The organism is Streptococcus sp. 2154, assembly GCF_013277255.1.
GTDB classification, from domain to species: Bacteria; Bacillota; Bacilli; order Lactobacillales; family Streptococcaceae; genus Streptococcus; species Streptococcus pseudopneumoniae.
This window is the reverse complement of the sequence record NZ_VMMK01000019.1, coordinates 20,158-43,575: the sequence shown is the minus strand read 5'-3', so window position 1 is coordinate 43,575 and position 23,418 is coordinate 20,158. Positions and strand designations below refer to the sequence as shown.

The 23,418-nt window shown below is 41.7% G+C and carries 21 protein-coding genes; 20 read left to right on the top strand and 1 reads right to left on the bottom strand.

The window, feature by feature from the left end:
* Positions 1-74 precede the first annotated feature (74 nt).
* From HT693_RS02755 to HT693_RS02740, 4 genes are all read left to right on the top strand, one after another.
* Entirely contained in the window at positions 75-992 is a 918-nt protein-coding gene (locus HT693_RS02755) for a dihydrodipicolinate synthase family protein (RefSeq protein ID WP_001281495.1), read from the top strand.
* A gap of 17 nt (positions 993-1,009) precedes the next feature.
* Positions 1,010-1,894 carry an ROK family protein gene (locus HT693_RS02750; RefSeq protein WP_023933715.1) on the top strand — a complete coding sequence of 295 codons (885 nt, stop codon included), beginning with the start codon at positions 1,010-1,012 and terminating at the stop codon, positions 1,892-1,894.
* A gap of 96 nt (positions 1,895-1,990) precedes the next feature.
* Positions 1,991-2,278: a hypothetical protein gene (locus HT693_RS02745; RefSeq protein ID WP_000150673.1), complete on the top strand. Its 288-nt coding sequence runs from the start codon at positions 1,991-1,993 to the stop codon at positions 2,276-2,278.
* Positions 2,268-2,618: a type II toxin-antitoxin system RelE/ParE family toxin gene (locus HT693_RS02740; protein ID WP_000384969.1), complete on the top strand. Its 351-nt coding sequence runs from the start codon at positions 2,268-2,270 to the stop codon at positions 2,616-2,618. Before HT693_RS02745 ends, HT693_RS02740 begins: the two co-directional genes overlap by 11 nt.
* Before the next feature lie 61 nt (positions 2,619-2,679).
* Here HT693_RS02740 and HT693_RS02735 read toward each other — a convergent pair whose 3' ends face one another.
* On the bottom strand, positions 2,680-3,531 hold the full coding sequence (locus HT693_RS02735; protein ID WP_138705210.1) for a MurR/RpiR family transcriptional regulator: 852 nt from the start codon (positions 3,529-3,531) through the stop codon (positions 2,680-2,682).
* A gap of 303 nt (positions 3,532-3,834) precedes the next feature.
* On the opposite strand from HT693_RS02735, the gene pbp2b reads away from it, so the two are divergent.
* The 16 genes from pbp2b to HT693_RS02655 all read left to right on the top strand — a co-directional run bounded on the left by pbp2b (position 3,835) and on the right by HT693_RS02655 (position 23,418).
* Positions 3,835-5,892 (top strand): penicillin-binding protein 2B, encoded by a 2,058-nt coding sequence (gene pbp2b, locus HT693_RS02730; RefSeq protein WP_138705209.1) that lies wholly within the window; start codon positions 3,835-3,837, stop codon positions 5,890-5,892.
* Between the two features lie 10 nt (positions 5,893-5,902).
* Positions 5,903-6,499, top strand: coding sequence for a recombination mediator RecR (gene recR, locus HT693_RS02725; RefSeq protein ID WP_138705208.1), 597 nt, complete (start codon positions 5,903-5,905; stop codon positions 6,497-6,499).
* Between the two features lie 175 nt (positions 6,500-6,674).
* Entirely contained in the window at positions 6,675-7,718 is a 1,044-nt protein-coding gene (locus HT693_RS02720; protein WP_138705207.1) for a D-alanine--D-alanine ligase, read from the top strand.
* Positions 7,719-7,803: 85 nt separating this feature from the next.
* Complete coding sequence (murF, locus tag HT693_RS02715) at positions 7,804-9,177, top strand: UDP-N-acetylmuramoyl-tripeptide--D-alanyl-D-alanine ligase (protein WP_138705206.1); 1,374 nt, start codon at positions 7,804-7,806, stop codon at positions 9,175-9,177.
* A gap of 94 nt (positions 9,178-9,271) precedes the next feature.
* Positions 9,272-9,976, top strand: a complete 705-nt coding sequence (locus HT693_RS02710) for a TIGR02206 family membrane protein (RefSeq protein WP_054388023.1) — start codon at positions 9,272-9,274, stop codon at positions 9,974-9,976.
* Between the two features lie 218 nt (positions 9,977-10,194).
* Positions 10,195-11,568, top strand: a complete 1,374-nt coding sequence (gene ftsA / locus HT693_RS02705; protein WP_138705204.1) for a cell division protein FtsA — start codon at positions 10,195-10,197, stop codon at positions 11,566-11,568.
* Between the two features lie 16 nt (positions 11,569-11,584).
* Positions 11,585-12,844, top strand: a complete 1,260-nt coding sequence (gene ftsZ / locus HT693_RS02700; RefSeq protein ID WP_172924784.1) for a cell division protein FtsZ — start codon at positions 11,585-11,587, stop codon at positions 12,842-12,844.
* 4 nt (positions 12,845-12,848) lie between these two features.
* Positions 12,849-13,520, top strand: a complete 672-nt coding sequence (locus HT693_RS02695; RefSeq protein ID WP_001101087.1) for a YggS family pyridoxal phosphate-dependent enzyme — start codon at positions 12,849-12,851, stop codon at positions 13,518-13,520.
* A 9-nt stretch (positions 13,521-13,529) separates the two neighbouring features.
* On the top strand, positions 13,530-14,069 hold the full coding sequence (locus HT693_RS02690; protein WP_000053381.1) for a cell division protein SepF: 540 nt from the start codon (positions 13,530-13,532) through the stop codon (positions 14,067-14,069).
* Positions 14,069-14,332 carry a YggT family protein gene (locus HT693_RS02685; RefSeq protein WP_000576513.1) on the top strand — a complete coding sequence of 88 codons (264 nt, stop codon included), beginning with the start codon at positions 14,069-14,071 and terminating at the stop codon, positions 14,330-14,332. The genes HT693_RS02690 and HT693_RS02685 overlap by 1 nt, the downstream gene beginning before the upstream one ends.
* A complete protein-coding gene (locus HT693_RS02680; protein WP_001032411.1) occupies positions 14,329-15,114 on the top strand; it encodes an RNA-binding protein in 786 nt (261 codons plus the stop codon). The genes HT693_RS02685 and HT693_RS02680 overlap by 4 nt, the downstream gene beginning before the upstream one ends.
* A gap of 8 nt (positions 15,115-15,122) precedes the next feature.
* On the top strand, positions 15,123-16,004 hold the full coding sequence (locus tag HT693_RS02675) for a DivIVA domain-containing protein (protein WP_001123177.1): 882 nt from the start codon (positions 15,123-15,125) through the stop codon (positions 16,002-16,004).
* Between the two features lie 261 nt (positions 16,005-16,265).
* Positions 16,266-19,058, top strand: a complete 2,793-nt coding sequence (gene ileS / locus HT693_RS02670) for an isoleucine--tRNA ligase (protein ID WP_138705202.1) — start codon at positions 16,266-16,268, stop codon at positions 19,056-19,058.
* Positions 19,059-19,203: 145 nt separating this feature from the next.
* On the top strand, positions 19,204-19,896 hold the full coding sequence (locus HT693_RS02665; protein ID WP_130883159.1) for a phosphoglycerate mutase: 693 nt from the start codon (positions 19,204-19,206) through the stop codon (positions 19,894-19,896).
* Between the two features lie 110 nt (positions 19,897-20,006).
* A complete protein-coding gene (locus HT693_RS02660; protein WP_119947765.1) occupies positions 20,007-20,708 on the top strand; it encodes an ABC transporter ATP-binding protein in 702 nt (233 codons plus the stop codon).
* A gap of 1 nt (position 20,709) precedes the next feature.
* A complete protein-coding gene (locus tag HT693_RS02655) occupies positions 20,710-23,418 on the top strand; it encodes an FtsX-like permease family protein (protein WP_138705201.1) in 2,709 nt (902 codons plus the stop codon).

The window sequence follows — 23,418 nt, the reverse complement described above, 5'->3', positions numbered from 1 at the left end:
TCGGTAAAGTGTATACTAAAGAAGTAAAGAAAGAATCTGCTTTAGCAGAAAATAAAAATAATAGGAGAAAATCTATGTCAGATTTGAAAAAATACGAAGGTGTCATTCCAGCCTTCTACGCATGTTATGATGATCAAGGAGAAGTAAGTCCAGAGCGTACACGTGCCTTGGTTCAATACTTCATTGATAAAGGTGTTCAAGGTCTTTATGTCAATGGTTCTTCTGGTGAATGTATCTACCAAAGTGTAGAAGACCGCAAGTTGATTTTGGAAGAAGTCATGGCAGTTGCTAAAGGTAAATTAACTATTATTGCCCATGTTGCTTGCAACAATACCAAAGATAGTATGGAACTGGCTCGCCACGCTGAAAGCTTGGGAGTAGATGCCATTGCAACAATTCCACCAATTTACTTCCGCTTGCCTGAATACTCAGTTGCCAAATACTGGAACGATATCAGTTCTGCAGCTCCAAACACAGACTACGTGATCTACAACATTCCTCAATTGGCAGGGGTTGCTTTGACTCCAAGTCTTTATACCGAAATGTTGAAGAATCCTCGTGTTATCGGTGTGAAGAACTCTTCTATGCCAGTTCAAGATATCCAAACCTTTGTCAGCCTTGGTGGGGAAGACCATATCGTCTTTAACGGTCCAGATGAACAGTTCCTAGGTGGTCGCCTCATGGGTGCCAAAGCTGGTATCGGTGGTACTTATGGTGCTATGCCAGAACTCTTCTTGAAACTCAACCAATTGATTGCGGATAAAGATTTAGAAACAGCGCGTGAGTTACAGTATGCTATCAACGCTATCATTGGTAAATTGACTGCTGCACATGGAAATATGTACGGTGTCATTAAAGAAGTCTTGAAGATCAATGAAGGATTGAATATTGGTTCTGTTCGTTCACCATTGACGCCAGTAACGGAAGAAGATCGTCCAGTTGTAGAAGCAGCTGCAGCCTTGATTCGTGAAACCAAGGAGCGCTTCCTCTAATCCATAAGGAGGTATTTATGACACACTACGTTGCAATTGATATAGGTGGAACCAACATCAAGTATGGTTTGGTTGATCAAGAGGGGCAACTTCTTGAATCGCATGAAATGCCAACTGAAGCGTATAAGGGTGGACCTCATATCTTACAAAAAACCAAAGATATTGTAGCCAGCTATTTAGAAAAAGGCCCAGTAGCAGGTGTTGCCATTTCTTCTGCAGGAATGGTGGATCCTGATAAGGGGGAAATTTTCTACGCTGGACCTCAGATTCCAAATTATGCAGGAACCCAGTTCAAGAAGGAAATCGAAGAAAGCTTTGCTATTCCTTGTGAGATTGAAAATGATGTCAACTGTGCAGGTCTGGCTGAGGCAGTATCTGGTTCAGGTAAGGGAGCAAGTGTCACCCTTTGCTTGACCATTGGAACAGGTATCGGTGGTTGCTTGATTATGGATGGGAAAGTCTTCCATGGTTTTAGCAATTCGGCCTGTGAAGTCGGGTATATGCATATGCAAGATGGAGCTTTTCAGGATCTCGCTTCTACCACAGCCTTGGTGGAGTATGTAGCAACATCTCATGGAGAAGATGTTGATCAGTGGAATGGCCGACGCATTTTCAAGGAAGCCACTGAAGGCAATAAACTCTGCATGGAAGGTATTGACCGCATGGTAGACTATCTAGGAAAAGGTCTGGCAAATATTTGCTACGTTGCCAATCCAGAAGTGGTTATTCTTGGTGGTGGTATCATGGGGCAAGAGGCTATCCTCAAACCTAAGATCCGCACAGCCTTGAAAGAGGCTTTGGTACCAAGTTTAGCAGAAAAAACACGATTAGAATTTGCCCATCACCAGAATACAGCAGGTATGCTTGGTGCATATTATCATTTTAAGACAAAACAATCCTAGTTTGGCTCAGCCAAACTAGGATTTTCTAATCAAATTCCCTTGACTTTCTTTATAATTGTGAGATAATAAATAAAATATATAAAGGAATTATATAAAATGACTATAGCGAATTCAAGTAAGATTGTGACCTTCCAAGCTAATAGAGAATTAGTAAATGATGCCATGGAAGTGTTAAAAGAAAAAAATCTCTCTCTTTCATCAGCACTCAGATTATTTTTAAAGAATGTTGCCGTAACAAATGAAGTAGATTTACTGAGTGAAGAGGAATTAGAGAAGGAGTATTTGTTTAGACAATTACAAGCAGAAGTTCAAGAAAGTTATGCCAAGATTGAGGCTGGAAATTACTTGACAGATGAGGATGTCGTGACACGCTATGGATTATAAAAGATATAGGATTTTGTATTCTCCTAGAGTGATTGATAGTCTGGATAAAATATATCAGTATATAGCGGAGGAAATCGGTTCTGTAGAGGCTGCGAGACGAAAAGTAGCCAATATTAGAAAAGATATTAATCGGCTAGAAATTTTCCCCCAAGCTGGATTTGATGCTGATGAAAAATTTGGTAAGAAATTAGACCCTCGCTACCAAACGCGAGGATGGACCTTGAGTAAGGATTACATTGTATTGTATACAATTGTTGAGGATACCGTCAGACTTGCTTATTTACTCCCTTCAAAAAGTGATTACATGAAATTATTCAAGACTAAGTCAAGATATGACTAATTCATAATCTTGAAGAGGTATGTTTGGTGATGAATAAAAATCCTAGTTTGGCTTAGCCAAACTAGGATTTTCTGACACGTTTTTGTCTACGATAGCCGTTGAGTTTCTTATTTTCCCAGTAGCTATTAAAGATTTTTTCCTTGCTTTCGCGATTGATTTCCAAAAAGTAGGCATAAATCAAATCGATAAAGAAGAGCATAGGAAGTTGAGCGGATATTCGTTGGATATAGGAAGGCTGGCTGTGGGTGGCTACAAGAACAGTCTCTGTGTAGGCCTGGCTATCTTTATTGGGAACACTTGAAAAGAGTACAGTCTTTGCCCCCATCTCCTTGGCATCTAATAGACTATCTAAAATAGAAGGTGTTGCACCAGAAAGTGAGAAGCCCAGTACGAGACAATTTTCCTCCATAATGCTGGTTGTCCATGCAAAGCCATCTTGATCGGTCAAGGCTTCGCAGACCACACCCAGACGCATGAACCGCAATTTCATTTCACGGGCGACGAGGCCAGAACTCCCTGTTCCGAAGAAGTAGACACGCTCAGCATCTTCGATTAGCTGGGCAATTCGTTCTAGTTGGATTTCGTCAATCAAGTCTTGTGTTTGTTCCCTCATATTGCTATAACTTCTGAGGACTCGTTTGGTCAGTGGACTGTGCTTGGAGACTTGGTTGGCTTGATTTTCTGCCTGATGTTGGTATTGGAAAATAAATTCTCGGTAGCCAGTAAAGCCACACTTTTTAGCAAAGCGGGTCAAAGCAGCTTGAGAAATATGTAATTTTTGGGTGACTTGTTGAGAAGATAAATCATCTGTAATCGTTTCAGCTTGCAAAAAATAGCGAGCGATTTCTTGCTCTAGGTCTGTCATTTCTTCAAAATGTGAATCAATGATAGTTGCGATATCTGGTTTGTCCATAGGGAAAGCTCCTTTACATGAGTCATACTGGAAGACTAGATCAGGGAATAGTCACACTTCATTATAACACATAATATAAGGATAGATAAATAAAAACGCATCTCTGTTTTAAAAACGAAAAAGTCGAAAAAGCTTCTTACTTTTCCATAATTTTCTACTCAAATTGTGGTACAATTAAGAGTAAGATTTTAATTATACTCTTCGAAAATCTCTTCAAACTACGTCATCGTTGCCTTGCCGTACTCAAGTACAGCCTGCAGCTAGCTTCCTAGTTTGCTCTTTGATTTTCATTGAGTATTAGAAATGAGACTGATTTGTATGAGAAAATTTAACAGCCATTCGATTCCGATTCGGCTTAATTTATTGTTTTCAATCATCATTTTACTCTTTATGACCATTATTGGTCGTTTGTTGTATATGCAGGTTTTAAACAAGGATTTTTACGAAAAAAAGCTAGCATCAGCTAGTCAGACCAAGGTCACAAGCAGTTCTGCCCGTGGGGAAATTTATGATGCTAGTGGGAAACCTTTGGTAGAAAATACGCTAAAGAAGGTTGTTTCCTTTACGCGTAGCAATAAAATGACGGCTACAGACTTAAAAGAAACAGCTAAAAAGTTACTGACTTATGTGAGCATCAGCTCTCTAAATTTGACAGAACGCCAGCTGGCGGATTACTATTTGGCTGATCCTGAAATCTATAAACAGACAGTGGAGGCTCTCCCAAGCGAGAAACGCTTGGATTCAGATGGCAATCGCCTATCCGAATCAGAACTGTATAACAATGCGGTCGATAGTGTCCAAACGAGTCAACTAAACTATACAGAGGATGAAAAGAAAGAAATCTATCTTTTTAGTCAGTTAAATGCTGTTAGAAACTTTGCGACAGGTACCATTGCGACAGATCCTTTAAATGATTCTCAGGTGGCTGTTATTGCCTCTATTTCAAAGGAGATGCCTGGCATTAGTATTTCTACTTCTTGGGATCGAAAGGTTTTGGAAACTTCTCTTTCTTCTATAGTAGGGAGTGTATCCAGTGAAAAAGCTGGTCTCCCGGCGGAAGAAGCAGAAGCCTATCTTAAAAAAGGCTATTCTCTAAATGACCGTGTTGGAACTTCGTATTTGGAAAAGCAATATGAAGAGACCTTGCAAGGAAAACGCTCGGTAAAAGAAATCCATCTGGATAAATATGGTAATATGGAAAGCGTGGATACAATTGAGGAAGGTAGTAAGGGAAACAATATCAAGCTGACCATTGATTTGGCCTTCCAAGATAGCGTGGATGCTCTGCTGAAAAGTTATTTCAATTCCGAGCTAGGAAATGGAGGAGCCAAGTATTCTGAAGGTGTCTATGCAGTCGCCCTTAACCCCAAAACAGGTGCTGTTTTGTCTATGTCAGGACTCAAACATGACCTGAAAACGGGAGAGTTGACGCCTGATTCCTTGGGAACGGTAACCAATGTCTTTGTCCCAGGTTCGGTTGTCAAGGCTGCGACCATCAGCTCTGGCTGGGAAAATGGAGTCTTGTCAGGAAACCAGACCTTGACAGACCAGTCCATTGTCTTCCAAGGTTCAGCTCCCATCAATTCTTGGTATACTCAGGCTTACGGTTCATTCCCTATCACAGCAGTCCAAGCTCTGGAGTATTCATCTAATACCTATATGGTCCAAACAGCCTTAGGTCTTATGGGGCAAACCTACCAACCCAATATGTTTGTCGGCACCAGCAAGCTAGAGTCAGCTATGGGGAAATTGCGTTCAACCTTTGGTGAATATGGCTTGGGCTCTGCGACTGGGATTGACCTACCAGATGAATCTACTGGATTTGTTCCCAAAGAGTATAGCTTTGCTAATTACATTACTAATGCCTTTGGGCAGTTTGATAACTATACGCCCATGCAGTTGGCTCAGTATGTAGCAACTATTGCAAATGATGGTGTTCGTGTGGCTCCTCGTATTGTTGAAGGCATTTATGGTAATAATGATAAGGGAGGACTGGGCGACTTGATTCAGCAACTGAAACCGACAGAGATGAATAAGGTCAATATATCCGACTCCGATATGAGTGTCTTGCACCAAGGTTTTTATCAGGTTGCTCATGGGACTAGTGGATTGACAACTGGACGTGCCTTTTCAAATGGTGCCTTGGTATCCATTAGCGGAAAAACGGGTACAGCCGAAAGCTATGTGGCAGATGGCCAGCAAGCAACCAATACTAATGCGGTGGCCTATGCCCCGTCTGATAATCCCCAAATCGCTGTTGCAGTGGTCTTTCCTCATAATACCAATCTAACAAATGGTGTAGGACCTTCCATTGCGCGTGACATTATCAATCTGTATCAAAAATACCATCCAATGAACTAGAAAGGAATTTATGTTTTATCCAACACCCATTGCTAAGCTGATTGACAGTTATTCTAAGTTACCAGGTATCGGGATTAAGACGGCCACGCGTCTGGCCTTTTATACGATTGGGATGTCTGATGATGATGTCAATGAATTTGCAAAAAATCTCCTTTCTGCTAAGAGAGAATTGACCTACTGTTCTATTTGTGGACGTTTGACAGACGACGATCCTTGCTCTATCTGTACCGATCCAAGTCGTGACCAGACAACGATTTTGGTGTTAGAGGATAGTCGGGATGTGGCAGCCATGGAGAACATTCAAGAATACCACGGGCTCTATCATGTCTTACATGGTCTTATTTCTCCTATGAATGGTATCAGTCCAGATGATATCAATCTCAAGAGCCTCATGACTCGTCTGATGGATAGTGAGGTTTCAGAAGTGATCGTAGCCACAAATGCTACAGCAGATGGGGAAGCGACTTCCATGTATCTTTCCCGCTTACTCAAGCCAGCTGGGATCAAGGTTACGCGCCTGGCACGAGGCCTCGCTGTGGGAGCAGATATCGAGTATGCGGACGAAGTGACCCTCTTACGGGCTATTGAAAATCGAACAGAGTTGTAAGTGTAGACAAATTTACGAACTTCATTCATTTATAAAAAATCAAGGAGGCTGAAAATCGTTTATATCGGCCTCTTTTTGTATAGTGTGATGAGTAGGATCAGGTTCAAGTTTTAAAAAAACAAGCAAATATGATATACTAAAGAGCGAGTATTCTAGTAGAATTAGGACAAATAATATGAAACAAACGATTATTCTTTTATATGGTGGACGGAGTGCGGAACGCGAAGTCTCTGTCCTTTCAGCGGAAAGTGTCATGCGTGCGGTCAATTACGACCGTTTCACAGTCAAGACTTTCTTTATCAGTCAGTCAGGTGACTTTATCAAAACGCAGGAATTTAGTCAGACTCCGGGACAAGAAGACCGTCTTATGACCAATGAAACTATTGATTGGGATAAGAAAGTTGCACCAAGTGCTATCTATGAAGAAGGGGCAGTGGTCTTCCCAGTTCTTCACGGTCCGATGGGAGAAGATGGCTCTGTCCAAGGATTCTTAGAAGTTTTGAAAATGCCTTATGTCGGATGTAATATCTTGTCATCTAGCCTTGCCATGGACAAAATCACGACTAAGCGTGTTCTGGAATCTGCTGGTATTGCCCAAGTTCCTTATGTGGCTATCGTTGAAGGGGATGATGTGACTGCTAAAATCGCTGAAGTGGAAGAAAAATTGACTTATCCAGTCTTCACTAAGCCGTCAAACATGGGGTCTAGTGTCGGTATTTCTAAGTCTGAAAATCAAGAGGAACTTTGTCAAGCCTTGAAACTTGCCTTTCAATATGACAGCCGTGTCTTGGTAGAGCAAGGGGTAAATGCCCGTGAAATCGAGGTTGGTCTACTGGGTAACTACGATGTCAAAAGCACGCTGCCAGGAGAAGTTGTCAAGGATGTTGCCTTTTATGACTACGATGCCAAGTATATTGATAACAAGATTACTATGGACATCCCAGCTAAAATCAGTGATGATGTGGTAGCTGTCATGCGTCAAAATGCAGAAACTGCTTTCCGTGCCATTGGTGGTCTCGGTCTATCTCGTTGCGATTTCTTCTATACAGATAAGGGTGAGATTTTCCTAAACGAGCTGAATACCATGCCAGGTTTCACCCAGTGGTCAATGTATCCACTTCTTTGGGACAATATGGGAATCAGCTATCCAGACTTAATCGAGCGTTTGGTTGACCTTGCCAAGGAAAGTTTTGACAAGCGCGAAGCGCATTTGCTATAAAAAATGAAAGAGAGGGTAGAAGACAGAACCATCATTGCAAGGTGATCAGAGTTCTCGGACTTCAGCCCTTTTTAAAGGAGTAGAAATGAAATTAACAATCCATGAAGTGGCTCAAGTTGTCGGAGCTAAAAATGATATCAGCATCTTTGAGGATACCCGGTTAGAGAAAGCTGAGTTTGACAGTCGATTGATTGGGACTGGAGATTTATTTGTGCCACTCAAAGGTGTGCGTGATGGTCACGACTTTATCGAAACAGCCTTTGAAAATGGTGCGACAGCAACCTTGTCTGAGAAAGAGCTTGTAAATCATCCCTATATTCTAGTAGATGATGTATTGACTGCCTTTCAAACCCTAGCTGCCTACTATCTTGAGAAAATGGCTGTAGATGTCTTTGCTGTCACAGGTTCAAATGGTAAGACGACGACCAAGGATATGCTAGCGCATTTACTGTCAACGACCTACAAGACCTACAAAACTCAAGGAAACTACAATAATGAGATTGGTCTTCCATACACAGTTCTCCATATGCCTGAAGGAACAGAAAAGTTGGTTTTGGAGATGGGACAGGATCACTTGGGAGATATTCATCTCTTGTCTGAATTGGCTCATCCAAAGATAGCCATCGTGACCTTGGTTGGAGAAGCCCATTTGGCCTTTTTCAAAGACCGTTCGGAGATTGCCCAAGGAAAAATGCAAATTGCAGATGGCATGGCTTCGAATTCCTTGCTTTTGGCCCCAGCCGACTCCATTGTAGAGGCCTACTTGCCAACTGATAAAAAGGTGGTTCGTTTTGGGCAAGGAGCAGAGTTGGAAATCACAGACTTGGTTGAGCGTAAGGACAGTCTGACCTTTAAAGCTAATTTCTTGGAACAAGCCCTTGATTTGCCAGTGACTGGTAAGTACAATGCCACTAATGCTATGATTGCTGCTTATGTGGCCCTACAAGAAGGAGTTTCAGAAGAACAAATTTGTCAGGCCTTCCAAAATCTTGAATTGACGCGTAACCGTACCGAGTGGAAGAAAGCAGCCAATGGAGCAGACATCTTGTCAGATGTTTACAATGCCAATCCAACTGCTATGAAGCTGATTTTAGAGACCTTCTCTGCCATTCCAGCCAATGAAGGGGGCAAGAAAATTGCGGTTTTAGCGGACATGAAGGAACTGGGTAACCAGTCAGTTCAACTCCATAATCAGATGATTTTGAGCCTTTCTCCAGATGTGCTGGATACCGTGATTTTCTACGGAGAAGACATTGCTGAATTGGCCCAACTTGCCAGTCAAATGTTCCCAATTGGCCACGTTTACTATTTCAAGAAAACAGAAGACCAAGACCAATTTGAAGACCTAGTCAAGCAGGTCAAGGAAAGCCTCAGTGCCAATGATCAAATCTTGCTCAAGGGCTCTAACTCTATGAACCTAGCCATGTTGGTAGAAAGTTTAGAAAATGAAACCAAGTGATTTTGTCAAACATTTACGTATTTCTAAATCCATTTTTGACAAATAGCATGGTATAATAATATGCAGGAAAATTTTGAATTATGAGGAAGACTAGATGAATTTATGGGATATTTTTTTTACAACTCAGCCAACAGAACCACCTAAATTTGACCTTTTTTGGTATGTTAGCCTATTTACGCTCTTAGCCTTGACCTTTTATACAGCCTATCGCTATCGTGAAAAGAAGGTTTACCAACGATTTTTCCAGATTTTACAGGCTGTTCAGTTGATCCTTCTTTATGGTTGGTACTGGGTCAATCATATGCCATTGTCAGAAAGCCTACCCTTTTACCATTGCCGTATGGCTATGTTTGTGGTACTCTTGCTTCCTGGTCAGTCCAAATATAAACAATACTTTGCATTATTGGGAACATTTGGGACATTAGCAGCCTTTGTTTATCCAGTGCCAGATGCTTACCCTTTTCCACATATCACCATTTTATCCTTTATCTTTGGTCATTTAGCACTCTTGGGGAACTCACTGGTTTATCTCTTGAGACAGTACGATGCGAGAATGCTAGATGTGAAAAGAATTTTTCTCATGACCTTTGCATTAAATGCCTTAATTTTTGTGGTCAATTTGGTAACAGGTGGGGATTACGGATTCTTGACAAAACCGCCATTGGTTGGGGATCATGGTCTAGTAGCTAATTATTTACTTGTTTCAATTGTGCTGGTAGCTACTATCAGTTTGACTAAGAAAATCTTAGAATTCTTTTTAGCTCAAGAAGCAGAAAAAATGATTGCAAAGAAAGCTTAACACAGAGCTTTCTTTTTTTGTCTTAGAGAGTTTTTACAAGCAGCTTATAAAATAAGAATTTCTGAACATAGAAACTCAAAAATTGGCTGGGAAATTTAGGAAAAAAGCAAGCATGATTAAATTTTTTGTGTTATAATATTCTGTGAATAGCTATGCCTAAGTTTAGCTATGGAATAATACGAAGTGCGAAACTTGGAAGATAGAGAGGATGCGATGTAATGGCTAGAGAAGGCTTTTTTACAGGTCTAGATATTGGAACAAGCTCTGTCAAGGTGCTTGTAGCCGAGCAGAGAAATGGTGAATTAAATGTAATTGGCGTGAGTAATGCCAAAAGTAAAGGTGTAAAGGATGGAATTATTGTTGATATTGATGCAGCAGCAACTGCTATCAAGTCAGCCATTTCCCAAGCAGAAGAAAAGGCAGGCATTTCGATTAAATCAGTGAATGTCGGCTTGCCTGGTAATCTTTTGCAGGTAGAACCAACTCAAGGGATGATTCCAGTAACATCTGATACCAAGGAAATTACGGATCAAGATGTTGAAAATGTTGTCAAATCAGCTTTGACAAAGAGTATGACACCTGACCGTGAAGTCATTACCTTTATTCCTGAAGAATTTATTGTGGATGGTTTCCAAGGGATTCGTGACCCACGTGGCATGATGGGGGTTCGTCTTGAAATGCGTGGTTTGCTTTATACAGGTCCTCGCACTATTTTACATAACCTACGTAAGACAGTAGAACGTGTCGGACTACAGGTTGAAAATGTTATTATTTCACCACTAGCAATGGTTCAATCAGTTTTGAACGAAGGTGAACGTGAATTTGGTGCTACAGTGATTGATATGGGAGCAGGTCAAACGACTGTCGCTACAATCCGTAACCAAGAACTTCAGTTCACACATATTCTCCAAGAAGGTGGAGATTATGTAACTAAAGATATCTCCAAGGTTTTGAAAACCTCTCGCAAATTAGCGGAAGGCTTGAAACTGAATTACGGGGAAGCCTATCCGCCTCTTGCAAGCAAAGAAACCTTCCAAGTAGAAGTTATTGGAGAAGTAGAAGCAGTTGAAGTGACGGAAGCCTACTTGTCAGAAATTATTTCTGCACGAATTAAGCACATCCTTGAGCAAATCAAGCAAGAATTAGATAGAAGACGTCTATTGGAGCTCCCTGGTGGTATTGTCTTAATCGGTGGGAATGCCATTTTACCAGGTATGGTTGAACTTGCTCAGGAAGTCTTTGGCGTCCGTGTCAAGCTTTATGTTCCAAATCAAGTTGGTATCCGTAATCCAGCCTTTGCGCATGTGATTAGTTTATCAGAATTTGCGGGTCAATTAACAGAAGTGAATCTTTTGGCTCAGAGAGCGATAAAAGGTGAGAATGACTTAAGTCATCAGCCAATTAGTTTTGGTGGGATGCTGCAAAAGACAGCTCAGTTTGTACAATCAACGCCTGTTCAACCAGCTCCTGCTCCAGAAGTAGAGCCGGTGGCGCCTACAGAACCAATGGTGGATTTCCAACAAGCTTCACAAAATAAACCGAAATTAGCAGATCGTTTCCGTGGCTTGATCGGAAGCATGTTTGACGAATAAAGAGGAAAAATAAATTATGACATTTTCATTTGATACAGCTGTTGCTCAAGGTGCAGTGATTAAAGTAATTGGTGTCGGTGGAGGTGGTGGCAATGCCATCAACCGTATGGTCGACGAAGGTGTTACAGGCGTAGAATTTATCGCAGCAAACACAGATGTACAAGCATTGAGTAGTACAAAAGCTGAGACTGTTATTCAGTTGGGACCTAAATTGACTCGTGGTTTGGGTGCAGGAGGTCAACCTGAGGTTGGTCGTAAAGCTGCTGAAGAAAGCGAAGAAACACTGACGGAAGCTATCAGTGGCGCAGATATGGTCTTCATCACTGCTGGTATGGGAGGAGGCTCTGGAACTGGAGCTGCTCCTGTTATTGCTCGTATCGCCAAAGATTTAGGTGCTCTTACAGTTGGTGTTGTGACACGTCCCTTTGGTTTTGAAGGAAGCAAACGTGGACAATTTGCCGTTGAAGGAATCAACCAACTTCGTGAGCATGTAGATACTCTATTGATTATTTCAAACAACAACTTGCTTGAAATTGTTGATAAGAAAACACCGCTCTTGGAGGCTCTTAGCGAAGCGGATAACGTTCTTCGTCAAGGTGTTCAAGGGATTACCGATTTGATTACCAATCCAGGATTGATTAACCTTGACTTTGCCGATGTGAAAACAGTTATGGCAAATAAAGGGAATGCTCTCATGGGTATTGGTATCGGTAGTGGAGAAGAACGTGTGGTAGAAGCGGCGCGTAAGGCAATTTACTCTCCACTTCTTGAAACAACAATTGATGGAGCAGAAGATGTGATTGTCAACGTAACTGGTGGTCTCGATTTAACCTTGATTGAAGCTGAGGAGGCTTCACAAATTGTGAACCAGGCAGCAGGTCAAGGAGTGAACATCTGGCTCGGTACTTCAATTGATGAAAGTATGCGTGATGAAATTCGTGTAACAGTTGTCGCAACGGGTGTTCGTCAAGACCGCGTAGAGAAGGCTGTTGCTCCACAAGCTAGACCGACTACTAACTACCGTGAGACAGTGAAACCAGCTCATTCACATGGCTTTAATCGTCATTTTGATATGGCAGAAACAGCTGAATTGCCAAAACAAAATCCACGTCGTTTGGAACCAACTCAGGCATCTGCTTTTGGTGATTGGGATCTTCGCCGTGAATCGATTGTTCGTACAACAGATTCAGTCGTTTCTCCAGTTGAACGCTTTGAAGCCCCAACATCACAAGATGAAGATGAATTGGATACACCTCCATTTTTCAAAAATCGTTAAGTAAATGAATGTAAAAGAAAATACAGAACTTGTTTTTCGAGAAGTTGCAGAGGCTAGTCTGAGTGCTCATCGAGAGAGTGGTTCAGTCTCTGTCATTGCAGTTACCAAGTATGTAGATGTACCAACAGCGGAATCCTTGCTTCCGCTAGGTGTTCATCATATCGGTGAAAATCGTGTCGATAAGTTTCTGGAAAAATATGAAGCTTTAAAAGATCGAGATGTGACTTGGCATTTGATTGGTACCTTGCAAAGACGTAAGGTGAAAGATGTCATACAATTTGTCGATTATTTCCATGCCTTGGATTCAGTAAAGCTAGCGGAGGAAATCCAAAAAAGAAGTGACCGAGTCATCAAGTGTTTCCTTCAAGTAAATATTTCTAAAGAAGAAAGCAAGCACGGTTTTTCGAGAGAGGAACTGCTGGATATCTTGCCAGAGTTAGCCAGACTAGATAAGATTGAATATGTTGGTTTAATGACGATGGCACCTTTTGAGGCTAGAAGTGAGCAGTTGAAAGAAATTTTCAAGGCGACCCAAGATTTACAAAGAGAAATCCAAGAAAAACAAATTCCAAATATGCCTATGACCGAGTTAAGTATGGGAATGAGTCGTGATTATAAAGAAGCGATTCAATTCGGTTCCACCTTTGTTCGTATAGGTACAGCATTTTTTAAGTAGGAGAGAACCATGTCTTTAAAAGATAGATTCGATAGATTTATAGATTATTTTACGGAGGATGAGGATTCAAGTCTCCCTTATGAAAAAAGAGATGAGCCTGTGTTTACTCCAGTAAATTCTTCACAGGAACCGGCTCTCCCAATCACTCAAACTCCACAATCAGCTGGAACAAAGGAGAACAATATCACCAGACTTCATGCAAGACAACAGGAATTGGCAAATCAAAGTCAGCGTGCAACTGATAAGGTCATTATAGATGTTCGTTATCCTAGAAAATATGAAGACGCAACAGAAATTGTTGATTTATTGGCAGGAAACGAAAGTATCTTGATTGATTTTCAATATATGACTGAAGTGCAGGCTCGTCGTTGTTTGGATTACCTGGATGGGGCTTGCCATGTTCTAGCTGGAAGTCTGAAAAAAGTAGCTTCTACCATGTATCTGTTGACACCAGTGAATGTTATTGTGAATGTAGAAGATATTCGTTTGCCAGATGAAGATCAACAGGGTGAGTTTGATTTTGATATGAGACGAAATAGAGTACGATAATGATTTTTTTAATTCGTATGATTTATAATGCAGTGGATATTTACTCCCTGATTTTGGTAGCCTTTGCTGTCATGTCTTGGTTTCCAGGCGCCTACGAATCCAGTTTGGGTCGTTGGATTGTAGCGTTGGTAAAACCAGTGCTTGCTCCCTTGCAACGCCTGCCTTTACAGATAGCGGGCCTTGATTTATCTGTTTGGGTTGCGATTGTTTTGGTTCGATTTTTAGGAGAAAACCTAGTCCGTTTTCTGGCGATGATAGGATGAATAAAGGGATTTATCAGCATTTCTCCATAGAAGATCGTCCCTTTCTTGACAAGGGAATGGAATGGATAAAGAAGGTAGAAGATAGCTATGCTCCTTTTTTAACTCCTTTTATCAATCCTCATCAGGAGAAGCTATTAAAGATTTTGGCCAAAACCTATGGTCTTGCTTGTAGCAGTAGTGGGGAATTTGTCTCGAGTGAGTATGTTCGAGTTTTATTATACCCAGATTATTTCCAACCAGAGTTTTCAGATTTTGAAATATCTCTTCAGGAAATTGTGTATTCCAATAAATTTGAACATTTAACGCATGCTAAGATTTTAGGGACAGTCATCAATCAATTAGGGATTGAACGGAAACTTTTTGGAGATATCCTAGTAGATGAAGAACGGGCGCAGATTATGATTAATCAGCAGTTTCTTCTTCTCTTTCAAGATGGATTAAAGAAAATTGGTCGTATACCTGTTTCGCTGGAGGAACGTCCTTTCGCCGAGAAAATAGATAAGCTAGAACAGTATCGAGAACTGGATTTATCTGTGTCTAGTTTTCGATTAGATGTTCTTTTATCAAATGTTTTGAAACTATCTAGGAATCAAGCAAACCAGTTGATTGAAAAGAAACTTGTCCAAGTAAATTATCATGTGGTAGACAAATCAGATTATACTGTTCAAGTTGGAGATTTGATTAGTGTGAGAAAATTTGGTCGCTTGAGATTACTTCAAGATAAGGGACAAACGAAAAAAGAGAAGAAAAAAATAACCGTCCAGTTATTATTAAGTAAGTGAGGAATAGAATGCCAATTACATCATTAGAAATAAAGGACAAGACCTTTGGAACTCGATTCAGAGGCTTTGATCCAGAAGAAGTCGATGAATTTTTAGATATTGTGGTTCGTGATTACGAAGATCTTGTTCGTGCGAATCATGATAAAGATTTGCGTATTAAGAGTTTAGAAGAGCGTTTGTCTTACTTTGACGAAATGAAAGATTCATTGAGCCAGTCTGTATTGATTGCCCAAGACACAGCTGAGCGAGTGAAACAAGCAGCACATGAACGTTCAAACAATATCATTCATCAAGCAGAGCAGGATGCGCAACGCTTGTTGGAAGAAGCTAAATATAAGGCAAATGAGATTCTTCGTCAAGCAACAGACAATGCTAAGAAAGTTGCTGTTGAAACAGAAGAATTGAAGAATAAGAGCCGTGTCTTCCACCAACGTCTCAAATCTACAATTGAGAGTCAGTTGGCTATTGTTGAATCTTCAGACTGGGAAGATATTCTTCGCCCAACAGCTACTTATCTTCAAACCAGTGATGAAGCCTTTAAAGAAGTGGTTAGCGAGGTACTTGGAGAACCGATTCCAGCTCCAATTGAGGAAGAACCAATTGATATGACACGTCAGTTCTCTCAAGCAGAAATGGCAGAGTTACAGGCTCGTATTGAAGCAGCCAATAAAGAATTGGCTGAATTTGAAGCTCAGACTAAACAGGAAGTGGAAGCTCCAACTCCTGTAGTGGGTCCTCAAATGGAAGAAGAACCTGCTCATCCAGTTGGTCCAATGTATGAAGAGCCAGAAGTAGCTCCAGTACATCCTTCGGCTCCAACACCAGCTACAGAAACATTTGATTCAGCACCAGGATTTGAAGCACCGCAAGAATCCGTTACAATTTTATAAGAAATATTCTGAGAACAATATCTTATCCTTATATTTCCAGCGAGCAGGAGATGGTGTGAGTCCTGTAATCCCTATTGATAAGATTATCCTCTCAAAAACTCAAGTCTGAATGGAGTAAGATTTGACGTTCCCCACGTTACGGGATAAGAGGGAGAAAGACTAAATCTTTTTCCGAATAAAGGTGGTACCACGATTTTCGTCCTTTTTGGCAGTCGTGGTTTTTAATTTGTTATTATTTATAAAGTTTATAAAGGAGATACCATGAAACTCAAAGATACTCTTAATCTTGGTAAAACAGCTTTCCCAATGCGTGCAGGCCTTCCGACCAAAGAGCCAGTTTGGCAAAAGGAATGGGAAGATGCAAAACTTTACCAACGTCGTCAAGAATTGAACCAAGGAAAACCTCATTTCACCTTGCATGATGGCCCTCCATACGCTAACGGAAATATCCACGTTGGACATGCTATGAACAAGATTTCAAAAGATATCATTGTTCGTTCAAAATCAATGTCAGGTTTTTACGCGCCATTTATCCCGGGTTGGGATACTCATGGTCTGCCAATCGAGCAAATTTTGGCAAAACAAGGTGTTAAACGCAAAGAAATGGACTTGGTTGAGTACTTGAAACTTTGTCGCGAATACGCTCTTTCTCAAGTAGATAAACAACGTGAAGACTTTAAACGTTTGGGTGTTTCTGGTGACTGGGAAAATCCATATGTGACTTTGACTCCTGACTATGAAGCAGCCCAAATCCGTGTATTTGGTGAGATGGCTAATAAAGGATATATCTACCGTGGTGCCAAGCCAGTTTACTGGTCTTGGTCATCTGAGTCAGCCCTTGCTGAAGCGGAGATTGAATACCATGACTTGGTTTCAACTTCCCTTTACTATGCCAACAAGGTAAAAGAAGGAAAAGGTGCCCTTGATACAGACACTTATATCGTTGTTTGGACAACGACTCCATTTACCATCACAGCTTCTCGTGGTTTGACGGTTGGTGCGGATATTGATTACGTTTTGGTTCAACCTGTTGGTGAAGCTCGTAAGTTTGTCGTTGCTGCAGAATTATTGACTAGCTTGTCTGAAAAATTTGGTTGGGCTGATGTTCAAGTTTTGGCAACTTACCGTGGTCAAGAACTCAACCACATCGTAACAGAACACCCATGGGATACAGCTGTAGATGAGTTGGTTATCCTTGGTGATCACGTTACTACTGACTCTGGTACTGGTATTGTCCATACAGCCCCTGGTTTTGGTGAGGACGACTACAATGTTGGTATTGCTAATGGTCTTGAAGTCGCAGTGACTGTTGATGAACGCGGTATCATGATGGGGAATGCTGGTCCTGGGTTTGAAGGCCAGTTCTACGACAAGGTTGTACCAACTGTTATTGAAAAACTCGGCAGCCTCCTTCTTGCCCAAGAAGAAATCTCTCACTCATACCCATTTGACTGGCGTACTAAGAAACCAATCATCTGGCGTGCAGTACCACAATGGTTTGCCTCAGTTTCTAAATTCCGCCAAGAAATCTTGGATGAAATTGAAAAAGTGAAATTCCACTCAGAATGGGGTAAAGTCCGTCTTTACAATATGATTCGTGACCGTGGCGACTGGGTTATCTCTCGTCAACGTGCTTGGGGTGTTCCACTTCCAATTTTCTACGCTGAAGATGGTACAGCGATCATGACTGCTGAAACGATTGAGCATGTAGCTCAACTCTTTGAAGTACACGGTTCAAGCATTTGGTGGGAACGTGATGCCAAAGACCTCTTGCCAGAAGGATTTACTCATCCAGGTTCACCAAACGGAGAGTTCAAAAAAGAAACTGACATCATGGACGTTTGGTTTGACTCAGGTTCATCATGGAATGGAGTGGTTGTAAACCGTCCTGAGTTGACTTACCCAGCAGACCTTTACCTAGAAGGTTCTGACCAGTACCGTGGTTGGTTCAACTCTTCACTCATCACATCTGTTGCCAACCATGGCGTAGCACCTTACAAACAAATCTTGTCACAAGGTTTTGCCCTTGATGGTAAAGGTGAGAAGATGTCTAAATCTCTTGGAAATACCATTGCTCCAAGCGATGTTGAAAAACAATTTGGTGCTGAAATCTTGCGTCTCTGGGTAACAAGTGTTGACTCAAGCAATGACGTGCGTATCTCTATGGATATCTTGAGCCAAGTCTCTGAAACTTACCGCAAGATCCGTAACACCCTTCGTTTCTTGATTGCCAATACATCTGACTTTAACCCAGCTCAAGATGCAGTCGCTTACGAAGAGCTTCGCTCAGTTGATAAGTACATGACTATTCGCTTTAACCAGCTTGTCAAGACCATTCGTGATGCCTATGCAGACTTTGAATTCTTGACAATCTACAAGGCCTTGGTGAACTTTATCAACGTTGATTTATCAGCCTTCTACCTTGATTTTGCCAAAGATGTTGTTTATATCGAAGGTGCCAAATCACTCGAACGCCGTCAAATGCAGACTGTTTTCTATGACATTCTTGTGAAAATCACCAAACTCTTGACACCAATCCTTCCTCACACTGCGGAAGAAATCTGGTCATACCTTGAGTTTGAAGCAGAAGACTTCGTTCAATTGTCAGAATTGCCAGAAGCGGAAACTTTTGCTAATCAAGAAGAAATCTTGGATACATGGGCAGCCTTCATGGACTTCCGTGGACAAGCTCAAAAAGCCTTGGAAGAAGCTCGTAATGCAAAAGTTATCGGTAAATCACTTGAAGCACACTTGACAGTTTATCCAAATGAAGTTGTGAAAACTCTACTCGAAGCAGTAAACAGCAATGTAGCTCAACTTTTGATTGTGTCTGAATTGACCATCGCAGAAGGACCAGCTCCAGAAGCTGCCCTTAGCTTCGAAGATGTCGCCTTCACAGTTGAACGTGCTGCAGGCCAAGTATGTGACCGTTGCCGTCGCACCGACCCAACAACAGCAGAACGCAGCTACCAGGCAGTCATCTGTGACCACTGTGCAAGTATCGTAGAAGAAAACTTTGCGGACGCAGTCGCAGAAGGATTTGAAGAGAAGTAAGGTTGTTGTATGATACTAAGAAGGAAAAGGATTGCCAAACAGTCCTTTCCTTTTTGGTTTTGACTAGCTTTTTTGTGAAAAATTGTGTAGAATAGAATAGATAAACGAGGGGAAACCTCGGAAAATTTGAAGGAGAATCCATCTAATGGTAAAATTGGTTTTTGCTCGCCACGGTGAGTCTGAATGGAACAAAGCTAACCTTTTCACTGGTTGGGCTGATGTTGATTTGTCTGAAAAAGGTACACAACAAGCGATTGACGCTGGTAAATTGATCAAAGAAGCTGGTATCGAATTTGACCAAGCTTACACTTCAGTATTGAAACGTGCTATCAAAACAACGAACTTGGCTCTTGAAGCTTCTGACCAATTGTGGGTTCCAGTTGAAAAATCATGGCGCCTGAACGAACGTCACTACGGTGGTTTGACTGGTAAAAACAAAGCTGAAGCTGCTGAGCAATTTGGTGATGAGCAAGTTCACATCTGGCGTCGTTCATACGATGTATTGCCTCCAAACATGAACCGTGATGATGAGCACTCAGCTCACACAGACCGTCGTTACGCTTCACTTGACGACTCAGTAATCCCAGATGCTGAAAACTTGAAAGTGACTTTGGAACGTGCCCTTCCTTTCTGGGAAGATAAAATCGCTCCAGCTCTTAAAGATGGTAAAAACGTATTCGTAGGAGCTCACGGTAACTCAATCCGTGCCCTTGTAAAACACATCAAAGGTTTGTCAGATGACGAGATCATGGACGTGGAAATCCCTAACTTCCCACCATTGGTATTCGAATTCGACGAAAAATTGAACGTAGTTTCTGAATACTACCTTGGAAAATAAAAAAATGTAAGTCTAGAATTGATTTCTAGGCTTTTTGTTTTTGTTCCCAGTTTCCAATGGCTTGAAAAAGCGATATAATGATAGTAAATATGAAAGAAAGAGAAACAGATATGGCTTATATTGAGATGAAACACTGTTACAAGCGTTATCAGGTTGGGGACACGGAGATTGTGGCTAATCGCGATGTGAATTTTGAGATTGAAAAGGGTGAATTGGTTATTATTCTAGGTGCGTCTGGTGCAGGAAAGTCAACGGTTCTTAACCTTCTTGGGGGAATGGATACCAATGATGATGGGGAAATCTGGATAGATGGTGTTAATATTGCAGACTATAGTTCCCACCAGAGGACCAATTATCGTAGAAATGATGTTGGTTTTGTTTTTCAGTTTTATAATCTAGTTTCCAATTTGACTGCTAAGGAAAATGTGGAGTTGGCTTCTGAAATCGTGACAGATGCTTTGAATCCTGAGCAGGTCTTGACAGATGTAGGTCTGGCTCATCGTCTCAATAATTTCCCAGCTCAGCTGTCTGGAGGGGAGCAACAGCGAGTCTCCATTGCACGCGCGGTAGCCAAAAATCCTAAAATTCTCCTTTGTGACGAACCAACAGGCGCCTTGGATTATCAGACGGGCAAGCAAGTCTTGAAGATTCTCCAAGACATGTCTCGTCAAAAGGGGGCGACGGTGATTATCGTGACTCACAATGGAGCTTTGGCGCCCATTGCTGATCGCGTGATTCATATGCACGATGCCAGTGTCAAGGATGTGGTGCTCAACCAGCATCCTCAGGATATTGACAGTTTGGAGTACTAGCATGATTAATCGAAAAACCTATTGGAAGGACTTAATTCAGTCCTTTACAGGCTCCAAGGGGCGTTTTTTATCCATCTTGATCCTGATGATGTTGGGATCTCTAGCCTTAGTAGGCCTCAAAGTAACCAGTCCCAACATGGAGGCGACAGCTAATGCTTATTTAACAACTGCTCAAACCTTGGATTTGGCAGTCATGTCTAACTATGGCTTGGATCAAGCAGACCAAGAAGAACTAAAACAGACGGAGGGCGCAGAGGTCGAGTTTGGCTATTTGACAGATGTGACTATGGATAATGGGCAGGATGCCATTCGGCTGTACTCCAAACCAGAGCGAATTTCAACCTTTCAGCTAAGAAAGGGACGACTTCCTCAGTCAGACAAGGAAATCGCTTTGGCCACTCATTTGCAAGGCCAATACAGCGTGGGACAGGAGATTAGTTTTAAAGAAAAAGAAGAGGGTCATTCCTCTTTAAAAGACCATACTTATACCATTACTGGTTTTGTGGATTCGGCTGAAATCCTCTCCCAGCGAGATATGGGCTACGCAGGAAGTGGAAGTGGGACTCTGACAGCCTATGGGGTCATTTTACCTAGTCAGTTTGATCAGAAAGTCTACAATATAGCACGCTTAAAATATCAAGATTTGTCAGGTTTAAATGCTTTTTCAGCAGCTTATGAAGAAAAATCCAAGCAACATCAGGAAGACCTTGAACAAGCTTTGTCAGATAATGGTAAGGCACGTCTGCAACTCTTGAAAAAAGAAGGACAAGAGTCTCTCGATAAGGGGCAAGAGACCCTTAATAAGGCTGAGACTAATTTGCAGGAAGGTAAGCGTCGTTTAGCAGCTGCTCAAGCTCGTTTACAGACTCAGGAAAGTCAACTAGCCTTGCTTCCTCAAGTTCAAAGAGACCAGGCTAGTGCTCAATTTACCCAAGCCAAGCAGGAATTGAGCAAGGAAGAGGATAGACTAAAGCAGGCCGAACAAAATCTAGCCCAAGAAAAGGAAAAATTAGAAAAACATCAGCAAGTTTTGGATGATTTGGCGGAACCAAGGTATCAAGTCTATAATCGTCAGACCATGCCTGGCGGTCAAGGTTATCTCATGTACAGTAATGCTTCAGCCAGTATTCGGGCAGTGGGCAATATCTTTCCTGTAGTGCTTTATGCCGTAGCAGCCATGGTGACCTTTACAACCATGACTCGTTTTGTGGATGAAGAACGAACTCATGCTGGGATTTTTAAGGCCTTGGGCTATCGCAGCAAGGATATTATCGCTAAATTTCTCCTCTATGGTCTAGTAGCTGGGACTGTCGGAACAGCTCTAGGTAGTATACTTGGCCATTATTTACTAGCTAGTGTGATTTCAAGTGTCATTACAAAAGGCATGGTGGTGGGAGAAACCCAGATTCAGTTCTATTGGACCTATAGCTTACTGGCTCTTGTCTTGAGTTGGTTGGCGAGTGTGTTACCAGCCTACTTGGTAGCTCGTAGGGAACTTCATGACGAAGCAGCCCAGCTTTTACTACCTAAACCTCCTGTCAAAGGAGCTAAAATCTTACTAGAGCGCATCGGTTTTATCTGGCGTCGTCTCAGTTTTACTCATAAGGTAACAGCTCGCAATATCTTCCGTTATAAGCAGCGGATGTTGATGACGATCTTTGGTGTGGCAGGTTCTGTAGCTCTGCTTTTTGCAGGTTTGGGAATTCAATCCTCTGTAGCAGGAGTTCCGTCTAGACAGTTTCAACAAATTCAACAGTATCAGATGATTGTCTCTGAAAATCCTAGTGCGACCAATCAGGACAAGGCAGAGTTAGAAGAAGTGTTGAAAGGGCAGGATATCCAAGCCTATCAGAAAATCTATTCTAAAACGCTGGACAAGGATTTCAAAGGTAAGGCTGGTCTTCAGACTATTACCCTTATGATGACAAAGAAGGAAGATTTGACTCCCTTTATTCATCTGCAAAAACATCAGCAGGAACTGACATTAAAAGATGGCGTCGTTATTACAGCTAAACTAGCCCAGCTGGCAGATGTCAAGGTTGGGCAGACTCTAGAAATTGAAGATCAGGAACTAAAGGTCGCTGCCATTGCTGAGAACTACGTTGGTCACTTTATTTATATGAGTCAGGCTAGCTATGAGCAAATATACGGACAGCTGGCCCAAGCCAACACTTATCTGGTTAGTCTAAGGGATACTAGTGCAACTAGTATTGAAAGGCAGGCAGGATTACTTATGAATCAAGCTGCGGTGTCCAGCGTTGTCCAGAATGCTTCATCCATTCGCCTCTTTGACTCCGTCGCTAGTTCACTCAATCAGACCATGACTATCTTGGTCATCGTATCGGTTCTGTTGGCTATTGTTATCCTTTACAATCTGACCAATATCAACGTGGCTGAGAGAATCCGTGAACTCTCCACAATCAAGGTTCTCGGTTTTCATAATAATGAAGTCACCCTCTACATTTACCGTGAGACGATTGTGCTGTCCCTTGTGGGAATCGTACTTGGTTTGGTATCTGGTTTCTATTTACATCAATTTTTGATTCAAATGATTTCGCCTGCGACTATTCTCTTTTATCCACAGGTAGGCTGGGAAGTATATGTAATCCCAGTGGCAGCAGTAAGCATCATTTTGACCTTGCTTGGTTTCTTTGTCAATCATCATCTGAGAAAGGTTGATATGCTTGAAGCCTTGAAATCTGTAGAGTAA